We start from the raw sequence: 18,894 nt of genomic DNA, 5'->3' as shown, positions 1-18,894 counted from the left end.
GACGGATGAGGCTTACAATACTTGGAACGGGAAATGCAACAGTAACGGAATGCTATAATACCTGTTTTGCCCTCTCGGATGGAAACAGGCATTTTCTGGTGGATACCGGCGGCGGAAACCGTATTTTAAAGACGTTAAAAGACACCGGGATCCAGCTGGAAGACATTCACGATATTTTTATTACCCATGAACATATCGATCATCTTCTGGGTGTGATCTGGCTGATACGGATGATCGGGCAGAAGAAGATCGGCCAGGGAAAATATGAGGGGAATCTGCGGATCTACTGCCATGAAGAGCTGGCAAGATCAATCCGCATGATCGCAGAACTTACGATCCAGAAAAAGGTGACGAAATATTTTGATGACCGGATTCTTTTTGTGCCGGTGCATCACGGAGAGACAAAGGAAATCCTTGGCTGTCCGGTCACCTTTTTCGATATTTTTTCCACGAAGGCAAAGCAGTTCGGGTTTACGATGCTGCTTCCGAACGGAGTGAAGTTTACCTGCTGCGGTGACGAACCGTACAATGAGAAAGATTATGAATTTGTGAAAGGCAGCGACTGGCTGACCCATGAGGCGTTCTGCCTGTATGGAGAAGCAGATAAGTTCAAGCCTTATGAAAAGCACCACAGTACTGTGAAAGAAGCATGTCAGCTTGCCGAGGAGCTTCAGATTCCGCATCTGATCCTGTATCATACGGAAGAGACGCATCTTAAGGAGAGGAAAGAGCTTTATACGCGGGAAGGACGGGAGTACTATCACGGGAAGTTGTTTGTGCCGGATGATCTTGAGGTGTTTGAGCTTTAGATTGCAGGACGGGCGGTCTGCGGGAAAATAGAAGACGGACGCGCTTTTAATAAAATAAACCGGACAGATTTAGTTGTGCAGGGCATTCCGATGAGCCTCCGAATGCGAAAATTATGTCAGCAATGGCTTCCATAATTTTTAAGTCTCATCTTCATTGCACAAAAGACAATCTGTCCGGCTTATTTTATCTCAGTCGAGAAGACTCCCACCTTTTCAGGTGGTGAGTAATAGCAAATTTGTCTCAGTGGGAGTCCAATCTCCGACTGAGATAAACGCTCCGCGAGGATGCGCAGTGATTCTGATAGGAATATGTCAGCTTCGCTGACCAGAATCACGCGCCAAGTCTCACGGATGTTCGACTTGAATAAAAGCACTGTGCGCTGGCTGTGAGGGACAGACCTTGGGTGCTGGAGAGTTAAGCTGTAATGCGAGAGAAGGGGAGATATCCTGCGCAAAGAGGAGAAATTATGAGCGGTTCAGAAGGGGAGGGGGAAAAGAGAAGAAGTGTTCTGGTTGTGGGGGAAGGGGGAGATGTGTTATGATGGGGGAGTCAGAAGCTTTGGGGATCTGGGCGTGAAAGGTTTTCGGGAGGGGTTCGGTTTCTTCTCCGGGAGAGCGTGGGCGCCAGGATCAGATTTAAAAATGTAGTTGACAAACCAGAACATATGTACTAATATAGAACCAGAACAAACATTCGTTCGATGGTGAGCGTGGGCGAAGAATCTGGGATAAGGAGATTAATGATGGCGAATAACACAATGAATGATGAGAATAAAAAGAAAGCATTAGACGCAGCAATTGCAAAGCTTGAGAAAGATTTTGGTAAGGGAGCAGTTATGAAGCTGGGTGATCCGGCGGCACAGGTGCATGTTGAGACGGTTCCGACCGGTTCTCTGAGTCTGGATCTGGCACTTGGTGTTGGTGGTGTTCCGAAAGGACGTATTATTGAAATTTACGGACCTGAATCAAGTGGTAAGACGACCGTTGCGTTACATATGATCGCAGAAGTACAGAAGAGAGGTGGCATTGCCGGATTTATCGATGCAGAGCATGCACTGGATCCGGTATATGCGAAAAATATCGGTGTAGATATTGATGAACTTTACATTTCACAGCCAGACAGCGGAGATCAGGCACTGGAGATCACTGAGACAATGGTACGTTCCGGTGCGATTGACATTATCGTAGTCGATTCTGTTGCAGCACTTGTTCCGAAGCAGGAGATTGAGGGTGATATGGGGGATACACATGTAGGTCTGCAGGCAAGACTGATGTCACAGGCGCTCAGAAAGCTGACACCGGTTATCAGTAAATCAAACTGTGTTGTAATCTTTATCAACCAGCTGCGTGAGAAGGTTGGTGTTATGTTCGGTAATCCGGAGACAACAACGGGGGGACGGGCACTGAAGTTCTATTCATCTGTCCGTATGGATGTCCGCAGAACTGAGACTCTGAAGCAGGGTGGAGAGATGGTTGGTAACCATGTCCGTGTGAAGATTGTGAAGAATAAAATTGCACCTCCGTTCAAGGAAGCAGAATTTGATATCATGTTCGGAAAAGGAATTTCCAGAGAAGGAGATATTCTGGATCTTGCGACGAAGATTGATCTGGTCAATAAGAGTGGTGCATGGTATGCATACAACGGAGAAAAGATCGGTCAGGGACGTGAGAATGCAAAGTCTTATCTGACTGCACATCCGGAGATTATGGAAGAGATTGAAGAAAAAGTCCGTGCGCATTACGGAATCGGTGCAGAAGGGCAGGAAGCAGCAGAAGAACCGGCACAGGCTGCTCAGGCAGATGCTGAAGAAGTGATGGATGAGGAAGAATAAAACATATGATGAGAATTACCCGAATCGAGCCAGTTACAAAGACAAAGTATCGGGTATCTGTTGATGAGCAGTTCGCCTTTGTGGTTTACAAAGGCGAACTGTCCCGTTTTCACCTGAAAGAAGAGTGTGAACTGACAGAGGATACTTATGCAAAGATCAAAGAAGTCCTTTTGAAGCGGGCAAAGCTTCGTGCGATGCACCTGCTCAATGACATGGCAAGAACTGAATCCCAGCTCAGGGATAAACTAAAGCTGGGCGGTTATCCATCGGAGATCACAGAAGCGGCGGTTGCCTATGTGAAATCATTTGGATATATCAATGATGATGCCTATATCCGGAACTTTATAGACAGCAGGAAAGATAGAAAGAGCAGACGGGAGATTTATGCGCTTCTGAGACAGAAGGGCGTGGATATGAACCGGGCAGAAGAGATCATGGAAGAGATGTATGAAGTGCATTCCGATCAGGAAGCAATCCGGGAGCTCCTTCGTAAAAAACACTGGGATTTTGCCTGTACAGATCCGAAAGAAAAGCAGAAAATATATGGATATTTGGTGCGGAAAGGATTTCGTTACGAAGATATCCGTCAAGTAATACAAGTTTGCGATTGGAATGCTTGACATATTTGTGAAAACAGTATAGAATTTAAGTGTTGTATTTGTACAATGAAAACTAAATAAGGAGGTGCTCCTGTGCTGATACCTATAATTATTGCTGTAGTTGTTACGCTTATAGTAGTAATGCCGGTTACTTATTTTGTTACTGTTTCCAAGCTGAAGAACGATGCGAATTCTAAGATTGGGAACGCTGATGTAAAAGCAAGAGAAATTATTGATGATGCTTTGAAGACAGCAGAGACAAAGAAGAAGGAAGCACTTTTGGAAGTAAAGGAAGAGTCCATCAAGACAAAGAATGAACTTGAAAAAGAGACTAAGGAACGCAGAGCTGAACTTCAGCGTTATGAAAAGCGTGTACTTTCAAAAGAAGAATCTCTGGATAAGAGATCTGCGGCAATTGAGCAGAGAGAGACTGCATTTACTGCAAAAGAGACAGCGATGAAGCAGCGGGAGGCTGAAGTTGAAGAACTCAGCCAGAAAAGAGTACAGGAACTAGAAAGAATCTCAGGACTTACCTCCGAACAGGCAAAGGATTATCTATTAAAAACTGTTGAAGAAGATGTGAAACATGACACTGCCAAGATGGTGAAAGAGCTTGAAACACGTGCAAAGGAAGAGGCTGACAAGAAGGCGAAAGAGTATGTTGTCACCGCAATCCAGAGATGTGCGGCAGATCATGTGGCTGAAACTACGATCTCGGTAGTTCAGCTTCCAAGTGACGAGATGAAGGGTAGAATTATCGGACGAGAGGGACGGAATATCCGTACTCTTGAGACACTGACAGGAGTAGAACTTATTATTGATGATACTCCGGAGGCAGTTGTTCTTTCCGGATTTGATCCAATTCGAAGAGAAGTGGCAAGAATTGCACTGGAGCGTTTGATCGTAGATGGACGAATCCATCCTGCAAGAATCGAAGAGATGGTTGAGAAAGCGCAGAAAGAAGTAGAGACTATGATGCGCGAAGAAGGAGAGGCTGCAGCACTTGAAGTTGGTGTACACGGTATCCATCCAGAACTGATTCGTCTTCTTGGACGTATGAAGTTCAGAACAAGCTACGGTCAGAATGCACTGAAGCATTCGATCGAGGTTGCTCAGCTTTCCGGATTGCTTGCGGGCGAGATCGGGCTGGATGTCCGTATCGCAAAGCGTGCAGGTCTTTTACATGACATCGGTAAATCGATCGATCACGATGTAGAAGGTTCACATGTTCAGATTGGTGTAGACCTTTGTAGAAAATACAAAGAGTCACCGCTTATTATCAACGCGGTAGAAGCACATCATGGTGATGTAGAACCACAGTCTCTGATTGCAGGCGTTGTCCAGGCAGCAGATGCGATTTCAGCTGCAAGACCAGGTGCAAGAAGAGAAACCTTGGAGACATACACAAACAGATTAAAACAGTTAGAAGATATTACCAACCAGTTTAAAGGGGTTGAAAAGTCATTTGCTATTCAGGCGGGTAGAGAGATTCGCGTAATGGTAGTTCCAGAACAAGTATCTGATGATGATATGGTATTGCTGGCAAGAGATATTTCAAAACAGATTGAATATGAATTGGAATATCCAGGTCAGATTAAAGTAAATGTAATCCGGGAATCCCGTGTTACAGATTATGCTAAATAACACGATAATCAGAAAATGACAGCCGTTCAAAAGATTAGATCTTTTGGATGGCTGTATTTAATTTGCGCGAGCAACGAGCCAAAGTCCGTGCTTGCACGAGGCTCTGGCGACTGCCGCGATAACTTGAGAAATTCGCGGAGCGTGTTTCTCATAATTATGTGAAAAGGGAGTGTAAAACGGATGGAAAAAGAGATCAAACGTGTAAAAAGAGAGCGGGTATATCAGGGAACGATCGTTGATGTATATAAAGATTATATGGAATTTTCCAATGGAAACCATGAGGTGTGGGATTATATCCATCACAAAGGGGCTGCGGCTGTGATCCCTGTGATGGATGACGGAAGACTCCTGATGGTAAGACAGTACCGGAATGCACTGGACCGCTTTACGCTGGAACTTCCGGCAGGAGGGCTGGACCAGGCGGATGAACCGGGACGAGACTGTTCGGCAAGAGAATTAGAAGAAGAGACCGGTTATCGCAGTGATGATCTGGAATGGCTGATCACTCTTCGGACAACCGTGGCACTTTGCAACGAAAAAATCGAAGTTTATGTGGCACGAAATCTGATCCGTACCCATCAGCATCTGGATGAGAATGAATTTGTGAATATAGAGGCACATACGGTTGAAGAATTGAAGCAGATGATCTTTGAAGGAAAGATTGAAGATTCCAAGACTGTAGCTGCTATCCTTGCCTATGATGCAAAGTATAACAGATAAAGTGAATGCATAATTGACAGCTCAGGTCATATAATGAACTATGTGAAATTATTGGAGGCCGGAATGTGGAATTTTATCGGAAGAAATATCAGCTGCCCATGTTATATCTGATCGGTTTTGGAACGGGTATCTTATATGCTAATTTTATTGCGAAAAATTATGTAACGATGACTGGAATTTTCCATGAATATTTTCTAAATCAGTATACACAGGTGAAAATCATCAATGAAGATTACCTGTGGTACCTGCTCAGGTGGAGAGTGTTGCCTCTGGTGTTAGCGGTCTGTGTGGCAAATCTGGGGTTTCGCAGACTGACAGCAGCCGGAATCCTCCTTTGGACAGGCTTTGCGGCAGGGATACTGTCTGTAGCGGCAGTTTTAAGGATGGGACTTCGCGGAATGCTGCTGTGTATTGCCGGTATTTTCCCGCAATATATTTTTTATGTACCGGTATATCTGCTATTGATCCGGTATTATTACCGTTATCCGCAAAGTGAATGGAATGGAACAAAAACAGGATTTACTGTTATGATGATCGTGGCGGGAATTTTGTCTGAGGTATATTTAAACCCCGGGATTGTACGTTGGTTTGTGAAGGTTCTTACATAGCAAGAATGTGTTTGACCACATTTTAACGTCAGGCGATAGAAAATGAGAGAAAGCCCTCTTACTGAACAATTCGGTAAAGAGGACTTTCTACCGTTTTCTATCGCCCTTGTTTTATCAGGAGAAACAGGCAACAGCCAAATGTAAGAAGCTGGCTTGCAAGCAGTGCCCACAGATAGCCAAGAATCCCGAACTGCGGAATCAGAAACAGAACACCACAGATTCGTACTGCTAGGGAGAACAGATTGATCAGAAAAGTTTTTCCGGCAAGATTCAGACCGTTTAACACACTGATCAGTGCGGTATTACTATAGAGAAAAGGACAGATAAATGCCAGTGTTAAGATATAATTTCCGGCTTCTGGTGTATGAAAGATCCGTCTGCTGATAAAGCCGGATGCGGTAAAGAAAAACAGCAGGAAGGCAAAACCAAGAAACAGGCAGAAAAAAATAACTTTCCGTAAAAGCTGCGGAAGAGCATGCTTTTTCTGAGTATCCGGCATACTGGCAACTTCAGGGAGGAGCATTGTGGAGATGGAATTGGTGAGGGCTGATGGAAATAAAATGCAGGGAAGGGCAATTCCGGTCAGAATTCCGTAGGTGCTAAGAGAAGCGGAAATACTCATTCCATACTTTTGCAGGGCAAGCGGAATGGAAATTGCTTCCAGACTCTGAAAAAGATTCAGAAGAACTCTGCTTGCGGTCAGCGGAAGAGCAGAAAAAAGCAGGGCAGGAACAGCAGAAAGAGCCGGTTCCTGGAGCGAGGAGAAAGGCTGCCCGGCAGTTCTGAACGTATGGATGCAAAGAAATGCGGCTGCAATTTCACCACCGACAATTCCGAGGACAGCAATTGCGACAGATGGTGTAAAAGCGGTATGAACACCGGCTATATAGAGGAGGATAACAAAAAAAATCCGGACCAGCTGTTCAAATAATTGGGAGAGGGCAGGAAGCCGGATCTGCTTGAGCCCCAGAAAGTAACCACAGCTGCAACTGTGCAGAGCTGCGAATGGAAGCGCATATGCTATCAGGGAGATGAGAGAGGCACAGCGAGGATCGCCAAGTATAGCTGTGGTGAGGAAAACAGCATTTTTCTGCAACAAAAAAAGACAGCAGATGGAAAGGAAAAGAGAAGAAAGCAGTGCTGCTTTCAGGTAAGAATAAGCTTTTGCAGACTGCTTTTTTGCAGAAGCGGCGGCAACCAGGCGCGCCAGAGCCGTCTCGATCCCTGCTGAAGTTGCAGCATAAGCAAGTGTGTAGACAGGGAAAATCAGCTGATACAGACCGATTTCTTCGGCAGGGAAAGATCTGCTGAGAAAAATACGGTAAAAAAATCCCATTACACGGGTGAGAATGCCGGTTGCAGTAAGGATAAAGGTTCCTTTCAGGAGAAAATGTTTTTGTGACATAGCAGCTCCGAAGGCATTTTTGTTTTTAAATATATGCAAGAAACAGCCTTGACAGAACATAGCAGAGGTGATATCCTCAGTTTGATAGAAATCCTAGTAAAACAGTGGGATATAAAAATAAAGAGAAGGTGATGGATTGAAGATCTCAACGAAGGGACGTTATGGTTTACGCGCCTTTATCGATCTTGCGTGTTATGGTGCAGAAGAACCGGTTTCCATCAGCAGTATATCAGCCAGACAGGAGATCTCGGAACGATATCTGGAACAGCTCATGGCGAAGCTGAAAAAGGCAGGTCTTGTCAAGAGTATCCGTGGAGCGGGAGGAGGATATCGGCTGGCAAAGGATGCGGCGGAAGTTTCTGTTGGCGATGTACTCAGAGCACTTGAAGGAGACTTGGAACCTGCGACTTGTGCAGCACTTCATTCGGAAGACAGCTGTGAGATCCAGGGCAGCTGTATCACGAAATATGTCTGGAAGAAAGTCAATGAAAGCATGGCACAGACGGTAGACAGTATTATGATAAATACCCTTGTGGAAATGAATAAAGAAGTAAAGAAAGAAGGACAAAAAGATGAGTAAGTTAATTTATTTGGATAACGCAGCAACAACAAAAACTGCACCGGAAGTTCTGGAAGCAATGCTGCCATATTTTACAGAGCAGTACGGCAATCCGTCTGCGATCTACAGCTTCGCATCCCATAACAAAGATGTTGTGGCAGAACAGAGAGAAAGAATCGCAAACGCACTTGGCGCAAAGAGCAACGAGATTTATTTTACGGCCGGCGGATCAGAGTCTGACAACTGGGCACTCAAAGCAACAGCAGAGGCTTATCAGAATAAAGGAAAACATATTATCACAACCAAGATCGAACATCATGCGATCCTGCATACAGCAGCTTATCTGGAAGAACGCGGATTTGAAGTGACTTATCTTGATGTGGATGAATACGGAAAAGTAAATCCGGCAGATGTGGAAGCAGCAATCCGCCCGGATACCATCCTGATCTCTGTAATGTATGCAAACAACGAGATCGGAACGATTGAACCGATCAAAGAGATCGGTGAGATCGCCCACAAACATGGTATTCTGTTCCACACAGACGCTGTACAGGCTTTCGGACAGGTTCCGATCAATGTAGATGAATGTCATATTGATATGTTAAGTGCCAGCGGACACAAGCTGAACGGACCAAAAGGAATCGGATTCCTCTATATCAGAAAAGGCGTGAAGATCCGTTCTTTCGTTCATGGTGGGGCGCAGGAAAGAAAACGTCGTGCAGGTACAGAAAATGTTCCGGGTATTGTTGGAATCGGTACAGCAACAAAACGTGCGGTTGCTACGATGGAAGAACGTACAGCAAAAGAGCGCGAGATGAGGGATTATCTGATCAAACGTGTGATGGAAGAAATCCCGTACACCAAGCTGAACGGACATCCGACAGACCGTTTGCCAAATAATGCAAACTTCTGTTTCCGTTTCATTGAGGGTGAATCTATGCTGATCCGTCTTGACATGGCAGGAATTTGTGGATCCAGTGGATCTGCATGTACATCCGGATCTCTTGATCCATCCCATGTACTTCTTGCAATCGGACTGCCACACGAGATTGCACATGGATCTCTGCGCCTGACTCTGAATGAAGAGATCACAAAAGAAGACATTGATTATGTAGTAGATCAGCTCAAGACAATCGTAAGCGATTTGCGAGGAATGTCACCACTTTATGAAGATTTTGTAAAAAAACAGAATAAATAATACGATAGAAAATACAGCTTTAGGAGGAATTTACAATGTATACAGAAAAAGTAATGGATCATTTTCAGCATCCACGTAATATGGGAGAAATCGAGAACGCAAGTGGAGTGGGTACTGTTGGTAACGCCAAGTGTGGTGATATCATGAGAATCTACCTTGATATTGATGATAACGGAATCATCAATGATGTAAAATTTAAGACATTCGGATGTGGCGCGGCTGTTGCAACAAGCAGTATGGCGACAGAACTTGTAAAGGGAAAACATATTTCAGAAGCAATGCAGGTGACAAACAAAGCCGTTATGGAAGCACTTGACGGACTGCCGCCGGTTAAGGTACACTGTTCTTTACTGGCAGAGGAGGCAATCCATGCAGCGCTGTGGGATTATGCAGAGAAGCACGGGATCAAGATCGAAGGACTCCAGAAGCCGAAGAACGATATCAGTGAAGGTGAAGAAGCAGAAGAGGAAGAGTATTAGAATTTTCTGCGGGAGAAAAGAGAATGGCAAAAAAGAAAGTGGTAGTCGGGATGTCGGGTGGTGTCGACTCATCGGTAGCGGCATATCTTCTGAAAGAACAGGGGTATGATGTGATTGGTGTTACGATGCAGATCTGGCAGGACGAAGAATCGAAAATACAGGAAGAAAACGGCGGATGCTGTGGACTCAGTGCGGTAGATGATGCCAGAAGAGTTGCGGCACAGATCGGCATTCCGTATTATGTGATGAATTTCAAGAAGGATTTTCAGGAGAAGGTAATCGATTATTTTGTGGATGAATATCTGCATGGTCGGACACCGAATCCGTGCATTGCGTGTAACCGTTATGTAAAATGGGAATCCCTTCTTACGCGGAGTATGGAGATCGGAGCAGACTATATTGCAACAGGTCACTATGCGAGAGTAGAACAGTTGCCGAACGGACGCTATGCGATCCGGCATTCGGCAACCTGGTCAAAAGACCAGACCTATGCGCTTTATAATCTTACCCAGGATCAGCTGAGAAGAACGCTGATGCCTGTCGGTGAATACGAAAAAGACCAGATTCGCGAGATCGCAAAAGAGATCGGATTGCAGATTGCGAACAAACCGGACAGTCAGGATATCTGTTTTGTATCCGATGACGATTATGCATCTTTTATTAAAGAAGAAAGTAACCAGAAAATCCCGGAAGGTAATTTTGTAACACCGGACGGAAAAATCCTGGGACGACATAAAGGAATCATCCACTATACAATCGGACAGAGAAAAGGACTTGGACTTTCTCTCGGGTATCAGGCATTCGTGCTTGAGATCCGCCCGGATACGAATGAAGTTGTGATTGGGACAAATGAAGATCTGATGACGACGCGGGTCCGTGCAAATAAGCTGAACTTTATGACAGTAGAGGACCTGGAAGGCGAGATGCGCGTATTTGCTAAAATCAGATATAACCATAAAGGGGACTGGTGCACAGTCCGCAAAACGGGAGAAGATGAGATAGAGTGCATCTTTGAGACACCGCAGAGAGCGGTTACACCGGGGCAGGCACTGGTACTGTATGATGGAGATTATGTACTTGGAGGCGGAACAATTCTGGGATAGCTCAGAATTGTTCTGTTTTTTGTATATTGGGACCGGACTGCGATCCAACCAATGATTTGCAGGAAAGCCGGGGATTTACACATGAAGAATGGCAAGGAGGGGAAAATATGAGAGCGGACTGCCATATGCATACTTATTTTTCCGGAGATTCAGAGGCAAAACCGGAAGATATGATTCTTGCAGCAATCGATAAAGGACTGGAAGCAATCTGTTTTACGGATCATGAAGACATTGATTATTTTTGTGATGATATTGAATTTGTGTTTGATCCGGAAACCTATTTTAAAGAGCTTGGAGCACTGAAGGAAAAGTATGAGGAGAAACTGGATATTCGGATCGGTGTAGAGTTTGGACTTCAGCCGCACCTTGCGAAGAAAGCAAAAGCATTTACCACGGCAAATCCGTATGACTTTGTGATCGGATCCATGCATGTGGTTGGCGGGAAGGATCCTTATTATCCTGAGTTCTTTGAGGGGATTTCGGATGAAGAGGCCTACCGGATGGCACTTCGGGAGACAATAGCCGATATCAGGGCTGTAGCGGATTTTGATGTTCTCGGACATCTGGATTATGTGGTACGCTATGGAAAACACCGGGAACGGGAATATTCTTACAGCAGATTTGCGGATGAAATAGATGAAATCCTGCGGTATCTTATTGAACACGGGAAAGGGCTGGAAGTCAATACGGCAGGACTGAAGTATGGCCTTCCTTTTGCACATCCGCATCCGGATGTGTTAAAAAGATACAAAGAGCTGGGTGGAGAGATCGTCACCGTCGGCGCAGATGCACATAAACCAGAGCATGTAGGGTATGATTTTAACATAGTTGACAATATTCTCGAAGCATGTGGTTTTAAATATTATGCAGAATTCATAAAAAGGACCCCGGTTTTCAGGAAAATAAAGTGAAAAAAGGGGATTGAATTTTTGTTCTGAATTTAGTACAATAAATTACAGTTGATAAATCTTAAACAATGATAAGATTTATCAAGAAAAATGTAACTGTTATATACAGTAATACAATTTATCTTTAGGAGGACTAAATCATGGCAGTAAAAGTAGCAATCAATGGATTTGGACGTATTGGACGTCTTGCATTCAGACAGATGTTTGGAGCAGAGGGATTTGAGATCGTAGCAATCAACGACCTTACATCTCCTAAGATGCTGGCTCACTTATTAAAATATGATTCAACACAGGGAAAATATGAATTAGCTGATAAAGTATCTGCTGGAGAAGACTCCATCACAGTAGACGGAAAAGAAATCAAAATCTACGCTAAAGCTAATGCAGCTGAACTTCCATGGGGAGAAATCGGAGTAGATGTAGTTCTTGAATGTACAGGATTCTACACATCTAAAGCAAAAGCTCAGGCACATATCGATGCAGGTGCTAAACACGTTATCATTTCTGCACCGGCAGGAAATGACCTTCCTACAATCGTTTACAATGTAAACCATACACAGCTTACAAAAGATGATGCAATCATCTCTGCAGCTTCTTGTACAACAAACTGTCTTGCACCGATGGCTAAGGCTCTTAACGACCTTGCTCCGATCAAATCTGGTATCATGTGTACAATCCATGCTTACACAGGTGATCAGATGACTCTTGACGGACCACAGAGAAAAGGTGATCTTAGAAGATCTCGTGCAGCAGCAGTAAATATCGTTCCTAACAGCACAGGAGCAGCAAAAGCAATTGGACTTGTTATTCCGGAGCTTAACGGAAAACTTATCGGATCTGCACAGCGTGTTCCAACCCCTACAGGATCTACAACAATCCTTACAGCAGTAGTTGAAGGTGAAGTTACTGTAGAACAGATCAACGCAGCTATGAAAGCAGCTTCTAACGAATCATTCGGATACAATGAAGATCAGATCGTTTCTAGCGATATCGTAGGAATGAGATTTGGTTCTCTTTTCGATTCTACTCAGACAATGGTACTTCCGCTTGATAACGGAACAACAGAAGTACAGGTTGTTTCTTGGTATGACAATGAAAACTCTTACACAAGCCAGATGGTAAGAACAATCAAACACTTCGGAACATTACTTTAATCCGCAGCGTTTGCTTGGACAGAGTGAATTGATTCTTACTGGAGTATTCCAGAGATAGGCTCAATCAAGGGTCCGGTCTTCAGGGACCGGATCCTTTTATATTGCACAGGAGATTTTGCTTTCTAGGCAATATAAAAGGCACGATGTGCCAGAACACATTCTTTTAAATGAAATGTAAACAGGAGGCAGGATTATGCTTAACAAAAAATCTGTAGATGATATCAATGTAAAAGGGAAAAAAGTCCTTGTAAGATGCGATTTTAACGTACCGCTGATCGACGGAAAGATCACAGACGAGAACCGTCTTGTTGCAGCACTTCCTACAATCAAGAAACTGATCGCTGACGGAGGAAAAGTAATCCTCTGCTCACATCTTGGTAAACCGAAGGGAGAACCGAAACCGGAACTTTCTCTTGCACCGGTTGCAGTAAGACTTTCAGAACTTCTCGGACAGGAAGTAAAATTCGCAGCAGATCCTGAAGTAGTAGGACCAAATGCAAAAGCAGCAGTTGAAGCTATGAAAGACGGAGAGGTAATCCTTCTTGAAAATACACGTTACAGAGCAGAAGAAACAAAGAACGGAGATGAATTCTCTAAAGAACTCGCTTCTCTTTGCGATGTATTCGTAAACGATGCATTCGGAACAGCTCATCGTGCACACTGCTCTAACGTTGGTGTTACCAAATATGTTGACACAGCAGTTGTAGGATATCTTATGCAGAAAGAAATCGACTTCCTTGGAAATGCAGTAAACAATCCGAAAAGACCGTTTGTGGCAATCCTTGGTGGAGCTAAAGTTTCAAGCAAGATTTCTGTAATCGAAAACCTGATCGATAAAGTAGACACTCTGATCATTGGTGGAGGTATGTCTTATACATTCAGCAAAGCACAGGGCGGAACAGTTGGAAAATCTCTTCTTGAAGAAGATTACTGTGAATATGCACTGAACATGATTCAGAAAGCTAAAGACAAAGGCGTAAAACTTCTTCTTCCGGTAGACAACGTAATTGCAGATGATTTCTCAAATGATGCAAATATCAAAGTTGTTAAAACTGGTGAAATTCCGGAAGGATGGGAAGGACTTGACATCGGACCAGAGACGATCAAGATCTATACTGACGCTGTAAAAGATGCAAAGACAGTAGTATGGAACGGACCTATGGGTGCATTCGAGATGCCGAACTTTGCAAAAGGAACAGAAGAAGTCGCAAAAGCACTTGCTGAGACAGATGCGGTAACAATCATCGGTGGTGGTGATTCGGCAGCAGCAGTTAACCAGCTCGGATACGGTGACAAGATGACTCACATCTCTACAGGTGGTGGAGCTTCTCTTGAATTCCTTGAAGGTAAGGAACTGCCAGGTGTAGCAGCTGCTAACGATAAGTAAAAAGCTTAGTGAAAGTAAGCGCAAGCGCGGCTTGAGCTTAGCGTTTACTTAGTTCACCGCACTTGGCGAGGTGTTTTCGAGCCTAGTAAGGTGAACATTCATTATCAAGATAAGGGAGATTATTGCAATGGCAAGAAAGAAAATTATTGCGGGTAACTGGAAAATGAATATGACACCTTCAGAGGCTGTAGAGCTTGTGAATACACTCAAACCTCTGGTTGTGACAGAAGAGGCTGACGTGGTATTCTGCGTACCGGCAATCGATATCATTCCGGTTGTAGAAGCTGCAAAAGGAAGCAACATCCAGGTTGGAGCAGAGAATATGTACTTTGAAGAAAAAGGTGCATACACAGGAGAAATCTCTCCGAACATGCTTACCGATGCCGGTGTTAAATATGTTGTTCTCGGACACTCTGAAAGAAGAGAATACTTCGCAGAGACAAACGAGACTGTGAACAAAAAGATGCTGAAAGCATTTGAACACGGACTTACACCGATCATGTGCTGTGGAGAAACTCTTGAACAGCGTGAACAGGGTGTGACAATGGACTTCATCCGTCAGCAGGTTAAAGTTGGATTCCAGAACGTAACAGCAGATCAGGCTAAGACAGCAGTCATCGCTTATGAGCCAATCTGGGCAATCGGAACTGGAAAGACAGCTACAACAGAGCAGGCACAGGAAGTTTGTAAAGCAATCCGTGAATGCATCGCTGAAGTTTATGATGAAGCTACAGCAGAAGCAATCCGTATTCAGTACGGTGGATCTGTAAATGCAGCTACAGCACCGGAATTATTCGCACAGCCGGATATTGATGGCGGACTTGTAGGTGGTGCTTCTTTAAAACCAGATTTTGGCAAGATCGTAAACTGGAAATAGTTAATTATACCAAGGCGCAGGCAGAAATGCCTGCGTTTTTCAGCTGTCAAAGTTTTAACAAGTGCTTGCAAGCATACATAAAATCATGTACAATATTTAACTGAAAGAGAAATCAAACGCTTTAAGACAAAATGAAGGAGTGTAAGACGATGAGTAAAAAACCAACAGTTTTGATGATCTTAGACGGTTACGGTCTGAGAGATGAAAAGAAAGGCAACGGTATTGCAGAGGCAAACACACCGGTTATGGATAAATTAATGGCTGAATATCCATTTGTAAAAGGAAATGCAAGCGGACTTGCTGTAGGACTTCCGGACGGACAGATGGGTAACTCAGAAGTAGGTCATATGAATATGGGCGCAGGACGTATCATTTACCAGGAGCTCACCAAGATCACAAAAGCAATCGATGATGGTGATTTCTTTGAAAATAAGGCACTTCTTGCTGCCTGTGAAAATGCGAAGAAGAACGGTACAGCTCTTCATCTGATGGGACTGGTATCTGATGGTGGTGTACACAGCCACATTACACATATTTATGGAATTTTGGAACTTGCAAAGAGACAGGGGCTGGACAAAGTATATGTTCATTGCTTTCTTGACGGACGTGATACACCTCCGGCATCTGGAAAAGAATATGTTGAACAGTTAGAAGCAAAGATGAAAGAAATCGGTGTAGGTGAAGTTGCAAGTGTTTCCGGACGTTACTATGCAATGGACCGTGACAACCGCTGGGACCGTGTAGAAAAGGCATACGCAGCACTTACACGCGGCGAAGGTGACACAGCAGCATCAGCAACAGAAGGAATCCAGGCTTCTTACGACAAAGAAGTAACTGACGAATTCGTAGTACCATTTGTAGTAACAAAAGACGGTGCACCGGTAGCAACTGTAAAAGACGGAGATTCTGTGATCTTCTTCAATTTCCGCCCGGACCGTGCAAGAGAAATCACCAGAACCTTTTGTGCAGATGACTTTGACGGATTTGACAGAGGAGAACGGATCAAGACGACTTATGTATGCTTTACAGAGTATGATGAGACAATCCCGAACAAGACCGTTGCATTTGTAAAAGAAGGTATTACCAATACCTTTGGCGAATTCCTTGCAGCAAACAACATGACACAGGCAAGAATTGCTGAGACAGAAAAATATGCACATGTTACGTTTTTCTTCAACGGCGGAGTAGAAGAACCGAACAAGGGCGAGGACAGAATCCTTGTCAAATCTCCAAAGGTTGCAACTTACGACTTGAAGCCGGAAATGAGCGCATATGAAGTATGTGACAAGCTTGTGGATGCAATCAAGGCTGATAAGTACGATGTGATCGTAATCAACTTTGCTAACCCGGATATGGTTGGTCATACCGGTGTAGAAGCCGCTGTGATCAAAGCAATCGAAGCAGTTGACGAATGTGTAGGAAAAGCAGTTGATGCAGTGAAGGAAGTAGGCGGACAGATGTTTATCTGTGCTGACCACGGAAATGCAGAACAGCTGATCGATGAAGAGACAGGAGAACCATTTACCGCTCATACAACCAATCCTGTTCCGTTTATCCTTGTAAATGCGGATCCGGCGTACAAGCTTCGCGAAGGCGGATGCCTTGCAGATATCGCTCCGACACTGATCGAGCTGATGGGAATGCAGCAGCCGGCAGATATGACTGGAAAATCATTATTAGTAAAATAGTAAATATATTTGCCCGGAATCATGGAAATGGTTCCGGGTGTTTTGTTGTCAGAAGAGCAAAACATACCGCAGGAGAAAAGGAAAATATGCTGCATATAAATCTGTTCCAGTTTTTTTGAAAAGCGTTAAAATGAAAAAATGCATGAAATGAAAAGCAAAAATTCAAAAAATCACATTTAAATCAACAAAAATCACGATATGTCATATTTATATGCAAGAATTGGTTGACGAAAAATCATTTTTCCTATATACTTACTACTTGTAGTGAGTTTTGATGTTGTCAAAACAGCTGAAAGAAACTGCAGATAGCAGATTTCGGAAGTATAAAGTACGGCAGGAAACACACAATGGTTAGTGATGATTATGGGAGGTTTTCAAGATGACTGCATATAAAGATATGAGTAGAGAAGAACTGCTTGAATTAAAGAGCAGACTGGAAAAAGAATTTGAAGATGTTAAAGGAAAAGGTCTGAAACTGGATATGTCCAGAGGTAAACCGTCCAAAGCACAGCTTGACCTTTCTATGGGGATGATGGATGTACTTAAGAGCACATCGGATCTTGTCTGCGAAGAAGGAGTAGATTGCCGTAACTATGGAGTGATCGACGGAATCAAAGAAGCAAAACAGCTTCTTTCTGATATGATGGAAGTACCGAAGGACAATATTATCATCTTTGGTAACTCCAGCCTGAACGTAATGTATGATACTGTTGCAAGAGCGATGACACATGGTATCATGGGAAGCACCCCTTGGGCAAAGCTTGACAAGGTAAAATTCCTCTGCCCGGTACCTGGATATGACAGACATTTTGCAATCACCGAACATTTTGGAATTGAGATGATCAACATTCCGATGACATCGGATGGACCGGATATGGATCTGGTAGAGCAGTATGTGGAGAATGATCCGGCTGTAAAAGGTATCTGGTGTGTACCGAAGTACTCAAATCCACAGGGAGTTACCTATTCTGATGAGACAGTACATCGTTTCGCCAAATTAAATCCGGCGGCAGAAGATTTCCGTATTTTCTGGGATAATGCTTATGGAATCCATCATTTGTATGAGGATAAACAGGATTATCTGATCGAGATCTTGATGGAATGTAAAAAAGAGGGGCATCCGAACATGGTTTACAAATTCGGTTCTACTTCCAAGATCAGTTTCCCAGGTTCTGGTATTGCAGCGATTGCAGCATCGGATGAAAACCTTGCGGAAATCCGCAAGATGATGTCCGTACAGACCATTGGACATGATAAATTAAACCAGCTCAGACATGCGCGTTTCTTCGGTGATATTCACGGAATGGTTCAGCATATGAAGAAACATGCAGATATCTTAAGACCGAAATTTGACACCGTATTAAGTGTACTGGAAGGTGAGCTTGGCGGACTTGAGATTGGTTCCTGGATGGCACCGCGTGGAGGATACTTCATTTCCTTCGATGCGTTGGAAGGATGTGCCAAAGCAATCGTAGCAAAAGCAAAAGAAGCCGGACTGATCATGACAAAAGCGGGAGCAACTTTCCCATACGGAAAGGATCCAAAAGACAGCAATATCCGAATTGCACCGTCTTTCCCGACACCAGAAGAACTGGAAGTCGCAGCACAGGTATTCGTGCTCAGCGTAAAACTGGTAAGTATTGATAAAATTCTTGGCGAAAAAGTAGAAGTTGAAGAAGCTTAATATATGTGAGAAAACAGTGGATTTTCCGGAAGGAGAGTTCACTGTTTTTTTAAATAAAGGTTGTGTGGTCGATTTTACAAAAGAAAGTCCTCCAATTCCATTGTGCAAACCATTCCGATGAGCCTCTTAGAGCGGAAATCATGTTCAGCAAAGGCTTCCATGATTTCTGAGTCTCATCTCCATTGGTAAGTAGGTAATCATCCGTATCTGTTATTCCCCGATTCCCTTTGGTACAATACC

Annotated in this window: 18 protein-coding genes; 16 read left to right on the top strand and 2 right to left on the bottom strand. The window is 43.8% G+C overall.

Going from position 1 to position 18,894, the window contains the following annotated elements; translation table 11 throughout:
• The first annotated feature begins 5 nt into the window (after positions 1-5).
• The 6 genes from G4407_RS08955 to G4407_RS08930 all read left to right on the top strand — a co-directional run bounded on the left by G4407_RS08955 (position 6) and on the right by G4407_RS08930 (position 6,212).
• Positions 6-809, top strand: a complete 804-nt coding sequence (locus tag G4407_RS08955) for an MBL fold metallo-hydrolase (RefSeq protein ID WP_173688605.1) — start codon at positions 6-8, stop codon at positions 807-809.
• Between the two features lie 758 nt (positions 810-1,567).
• On the top strand, positions 1,568-2,641 hold the full coding sequence (recA, locus tag G4407_RS08950) for a recombinase RecA (protein ID WP_173688669.1): 1,074 nt from the start codon (positions 1,568-1,570) through the stop codon (positions 2,639-2,641).
• 8 nt (positions 2,642-2,649) lie between these two features.
• Entirely contained in the window at positions 2,650-3,261 is a 612-nt protein-coding gene (locus tag G4407_RS08945; protein ID WP_173688668.1) for a regulatory protein RecX, read from the top strand.
• A 72-nt stretch (positions 3,262-3,333) separates the two neighbouring features.
• Complete coding sequence (gene rny / locus G4407_RS08940; protein WP_008372294.1) at positions 3,334-4,884, top strand: ribonuclease Y; 1,551 nt, start codon at positions 3,334-3,336, stop codon at positions 4,882-4,884.
• A gap of 180 nt (positions 4,885-5,064) precedes the next feature.
• Entirely contained in the window at positions 5,065-5,604 is a 540-nt protein-coding gene (locus G4407_RS08935) for an NUDIX hydrolase (RefSeq protein ID WP_173688604.1), read from the top strand.
• 65 nt (positions 5,605-5,669) lie between these two features.
• Positions 5,670-6,212: a hypothetical protein gene (locus G4407_RS08930; protein WP_330586037.1), complete on the top strand. Its 543-nt coding sequence runs from the start codon at positions 5,670-5,672 to the stop codon at positions 6,210-6,212.
• A gap of 97 nt (positions 6,213-6,309) precedes the next feature.
• Here G4407_RS08930 and G4407_RS08925 read toward each other — a convergent pair whose 3' ends face one another.
• Positions 6,310-7,617 carry an oligosaccharide flippase family protein gene (locus G4407_RS08925; RefSeq protein WP_173688603.1) on the bottom strand — a complete coding sequence of 436 codons (1,308 nt, stop codon included), beginning with the start codon at positions 7,615-7,617 and terminating at the stop codon, positions 6,310-6,312.
• 136 nt (positions 7,618-7,753) lie between these two features.
• On the opposite strand from G4407_RS08925, the gene G4407_RS08920 reads away from it, so the two are divergent.
• From G4407_RS08920 to G4407_RS08875, 10 genes are all read left to right on the top strand, one after another.
• Positions 7,754-8,197 carry an RrF2 family transcriptional regulator gene (locus tag G4407_RS08920; RefSeq protein WP_008372284.1) on the top strand — a complete coding sequence of 148 codons (444 nt, stop codon included), beginning with the start codon at positions 7,754-7,756 and terminating at the stop codon, positions 8,195-8,197.
• Positions 8,190-9,374 carry a cysteine desulfurase NifS gene (gene nifS / locus G4407_RS08915; protein ID WP_173688602.1) on the top strand — a complete coding sequence of 395 codons (1,185 nt, stop codon included), beginning with the start codon at positions 8,190-8,192 and terminating at the stop codon, positions 9,372-9,374. Before G4407_RS08920 ends, nifS begins: the two co-directional genes overlap by 8 nt.
• A gap of 35 nt (positions 9,375-9,409) precedes the next feature.
• Positions 9,410-9,853 carry a Fe-S cluster assembly scaffold protein NifU gene (gene nifU, locus G4407_RS08910; RefSeq protein ID WP_008372281.1) on the top strand — a complete coding sequence of 148 codons (444 nt, stop codon included), beginning with the start codon at positions 9,410-9,412 and terminating at the stop codon, positions 9,851-9,853.
• 23 nt (positions 9,854-9,876) lie between these two features.
• Positions 9,877-10,956 (top strand): tRNA 2-thiouridine(34) synthase MnmA, encoded by a 1,080-nt coding sequence (gene mnmA / locus G4407_RS08905; protein ID WP_173688601.1) that lies wholly within the window; start codon positions 9,877-9,879, stop codon positions 10,954-10,956.
• A 107-nt stretch (positions 10,957-11,063) separates the two neighbouring features.
• Positions 11,064-11,867: a histidinol-phosphatase HisJ family protein gene (locus G4407_RS08900; protein WP_173688600.1), complete on the top strand. Its 804-nt coding sequence runs from the start codon at positions 11,064-11,066 to the stop codon at positions 11,865-11,867.
• A gap of 137 nt (positions 11,868-12,004) precedes the next feature.
• Positions 12,005-13,018 (top strand): type I glyceraldehyde-3-phosphate dehydrogenase, encoded by a 1,014-nt coding sequence (gap, locus tag G4407_RS08895; RefSeq protein WP_173688599.1) that lies wholly within the window; start codon positions 12,005-12,007, stop codon positions 13,016-13,018.
• A gap of 193 nt (positions 13,019-13,211) precedes the next feature.
• Positions 13,212-14,405: a phosphoglycerate kinase gene (locus tag G4407_RS08890; protein ID WP_173688598.1), complete on the top strand. Its 1,194-nt coding sequence runs from the start codon at positions 13,212-13,214 to the stop codon at positions 14,403-14,405.
• A 127-nt stretch (positions 14,406-14,532) separates the two neighbouring features.
• Positions 14,533-15,282 (top strand): triose-phosphate isomerase, encoded by a 750-nt coding sequence (gene tpiA, locus G4407_RS08885; protein WP_173688597.1) that lies wholly within the window; start codon positions 14,533-14,535, stop codon positions 15,280-15,282.
• A gap of 149 nt (positions 15,283-15,431) precedes the next feature.
• The gene (gpmI, locus tag G4407_RS08880; RefSeq protein ID WP_173688596.1) at positions 15,432-16,970 is read left to right on the top strand and encodes a 2,3-bisphosphoglycerate-independent phosphoglycerate mutase; all 1,539 of its coding nucleotides are present in this window, start codon (positions 15,432-15,434) and stop codon (positions 16,968-16,970) included.
• Between the two features lie 379 nt (positions 16,971-17,349).
• Positions 17,350-18,654 (top strand): PLP-dependent aminotransferase family protein, encoded by a 1,305-nt coding sequence (locus G4407_RS08875; protein WP_173688595.1) that lies wholly within the window; start codon positions 17,350-17,352, stop codon positions 18,652-18,654.
• Between the two features lie 49 nt (positions 18,655-18,703).
• Here G4407_RS08875 and G4407_RS16440 read toward each other — a convergent pair.
• On the bottom strand, positions 18,704-18,894 hold a 191-nt coding region (locus G4407_RS16440; protein WP_207718618.1), incomplete at its 5' end, for a hypothetical protein.

Origin of the sequence: Allocoprococcus comes (genome assembly GCF_013300725.1) — a bacterium.
GTDB lineage: Bacteria > Bacillota > Clostridia > Lachnospirales > Lachnospiraceae > Allocoprococcus > Allocoprococcus comes_A.
Note: the sequence above shows the minus strand (reverse complement) of the source record. Positions and strands in the feature narration are given on the sequence as shown.

What these genes read in the sequence shown, in the direction of transcription:
- G4407_RS08955 (WP_173688605.1), top strand. Translation starts at nt 6, where the DNA reads ATGAGGCTTACAATACTTGGAACGGGAAATGCAACAGTAACGGAATGC.
- recA (WP_173688669.1), top strand. Translation starts at nt 1,568, where the DNA reads ATGAATGATGAGAATAAAAAGAAAGCATTAGACGCAGCAATTGCAAAG.
- G4407_RS08945 (WP_173688668.1), top strand. Translation starts at nt 2,650, where the DNA reads ATGAGAATTACCCGAATCGAGCCAGTTACAAAGACAAAGTATCGGGTA.
- G4407_RS08935 (WP_173688604.1), top strand. Translation starts at nt 5,065, where the DNA reads ATGGAAAAAGAGATCAAACGTGTAAAAAGAGAGCGGGTATATCAGGGA.
- G4407_RS08925 (WP_173688603.1), bottom strand. Translation starts at nt 7,617, where the DNA reads ATGTCACAAAAACATTTTCTCCTGAAAGGAACCTTTATCCTTACTGCA.
- nifS (WP_173688602.1), top strand. Translation starts at nt 8,190, where the DNA reads ATGAGTAAGTTAATTTATTTGGATAACGCAGCAACAACAAAAACTGCA.
- nifU (WP_008372281.1), top strand. Translation starts at nt 9,410, where the DNA reads ATGTATACAGAAAAAGTAATGGATCATTTTCAGCATCCACGTAATATG.
- mnmA (WP_173688601.1), top strand. Translation starts at nt 9,877, where the DNA reads ATGGCAAAAAAGAAAGTGGTAGTCGGGATGTCGGGTGGTGTCGACTCA.
- G4407_RS08900 (WP_173688600.1), top strand. Translation starts at nt 11,064, where the DNA reads ATGAGAGCGGACTGCCATATGCATACTTATTTTTCCGGAGATTCAGAG.
- gap (WP_173688599.1), top strand. Translation starts at nt 12,005, where the DNA reads ATGGCAGTAAAAGTAGCAATCAATGGATTTGGACGTATTGGACGTCTT.
- G4407_RS08890 (WP_173688598.1), top strand. Translation starts at nt 13,212, where the DNA reads ATGCTTAACAAAAAATCTGTAGATGATATCAATGTAAAAGGGAAAAAA.
- tpiA (WP_173688597.1), top strand. Translation starts at nt 14,533, where the DNA reads ATGGCAAGAAAGAAAATTATTGCGGGTAACTGGAAAATGAATATGACA.
- gpmI (WP_173688596.1), top strand. Translation starts at nt 15,432, where the DNA reads ATGAGTAAAAAACCAACAGTTTTGATGATCTTAGACGGTTACGGTCTG.
- G4407_RS08875 (WP_173688595.1), top strand. Translation starts at nt 17,350, where the DNA reads ATGACTGCATATAAAGATATGAGTAGAGAAGAACTGCTTGAATTAAAG.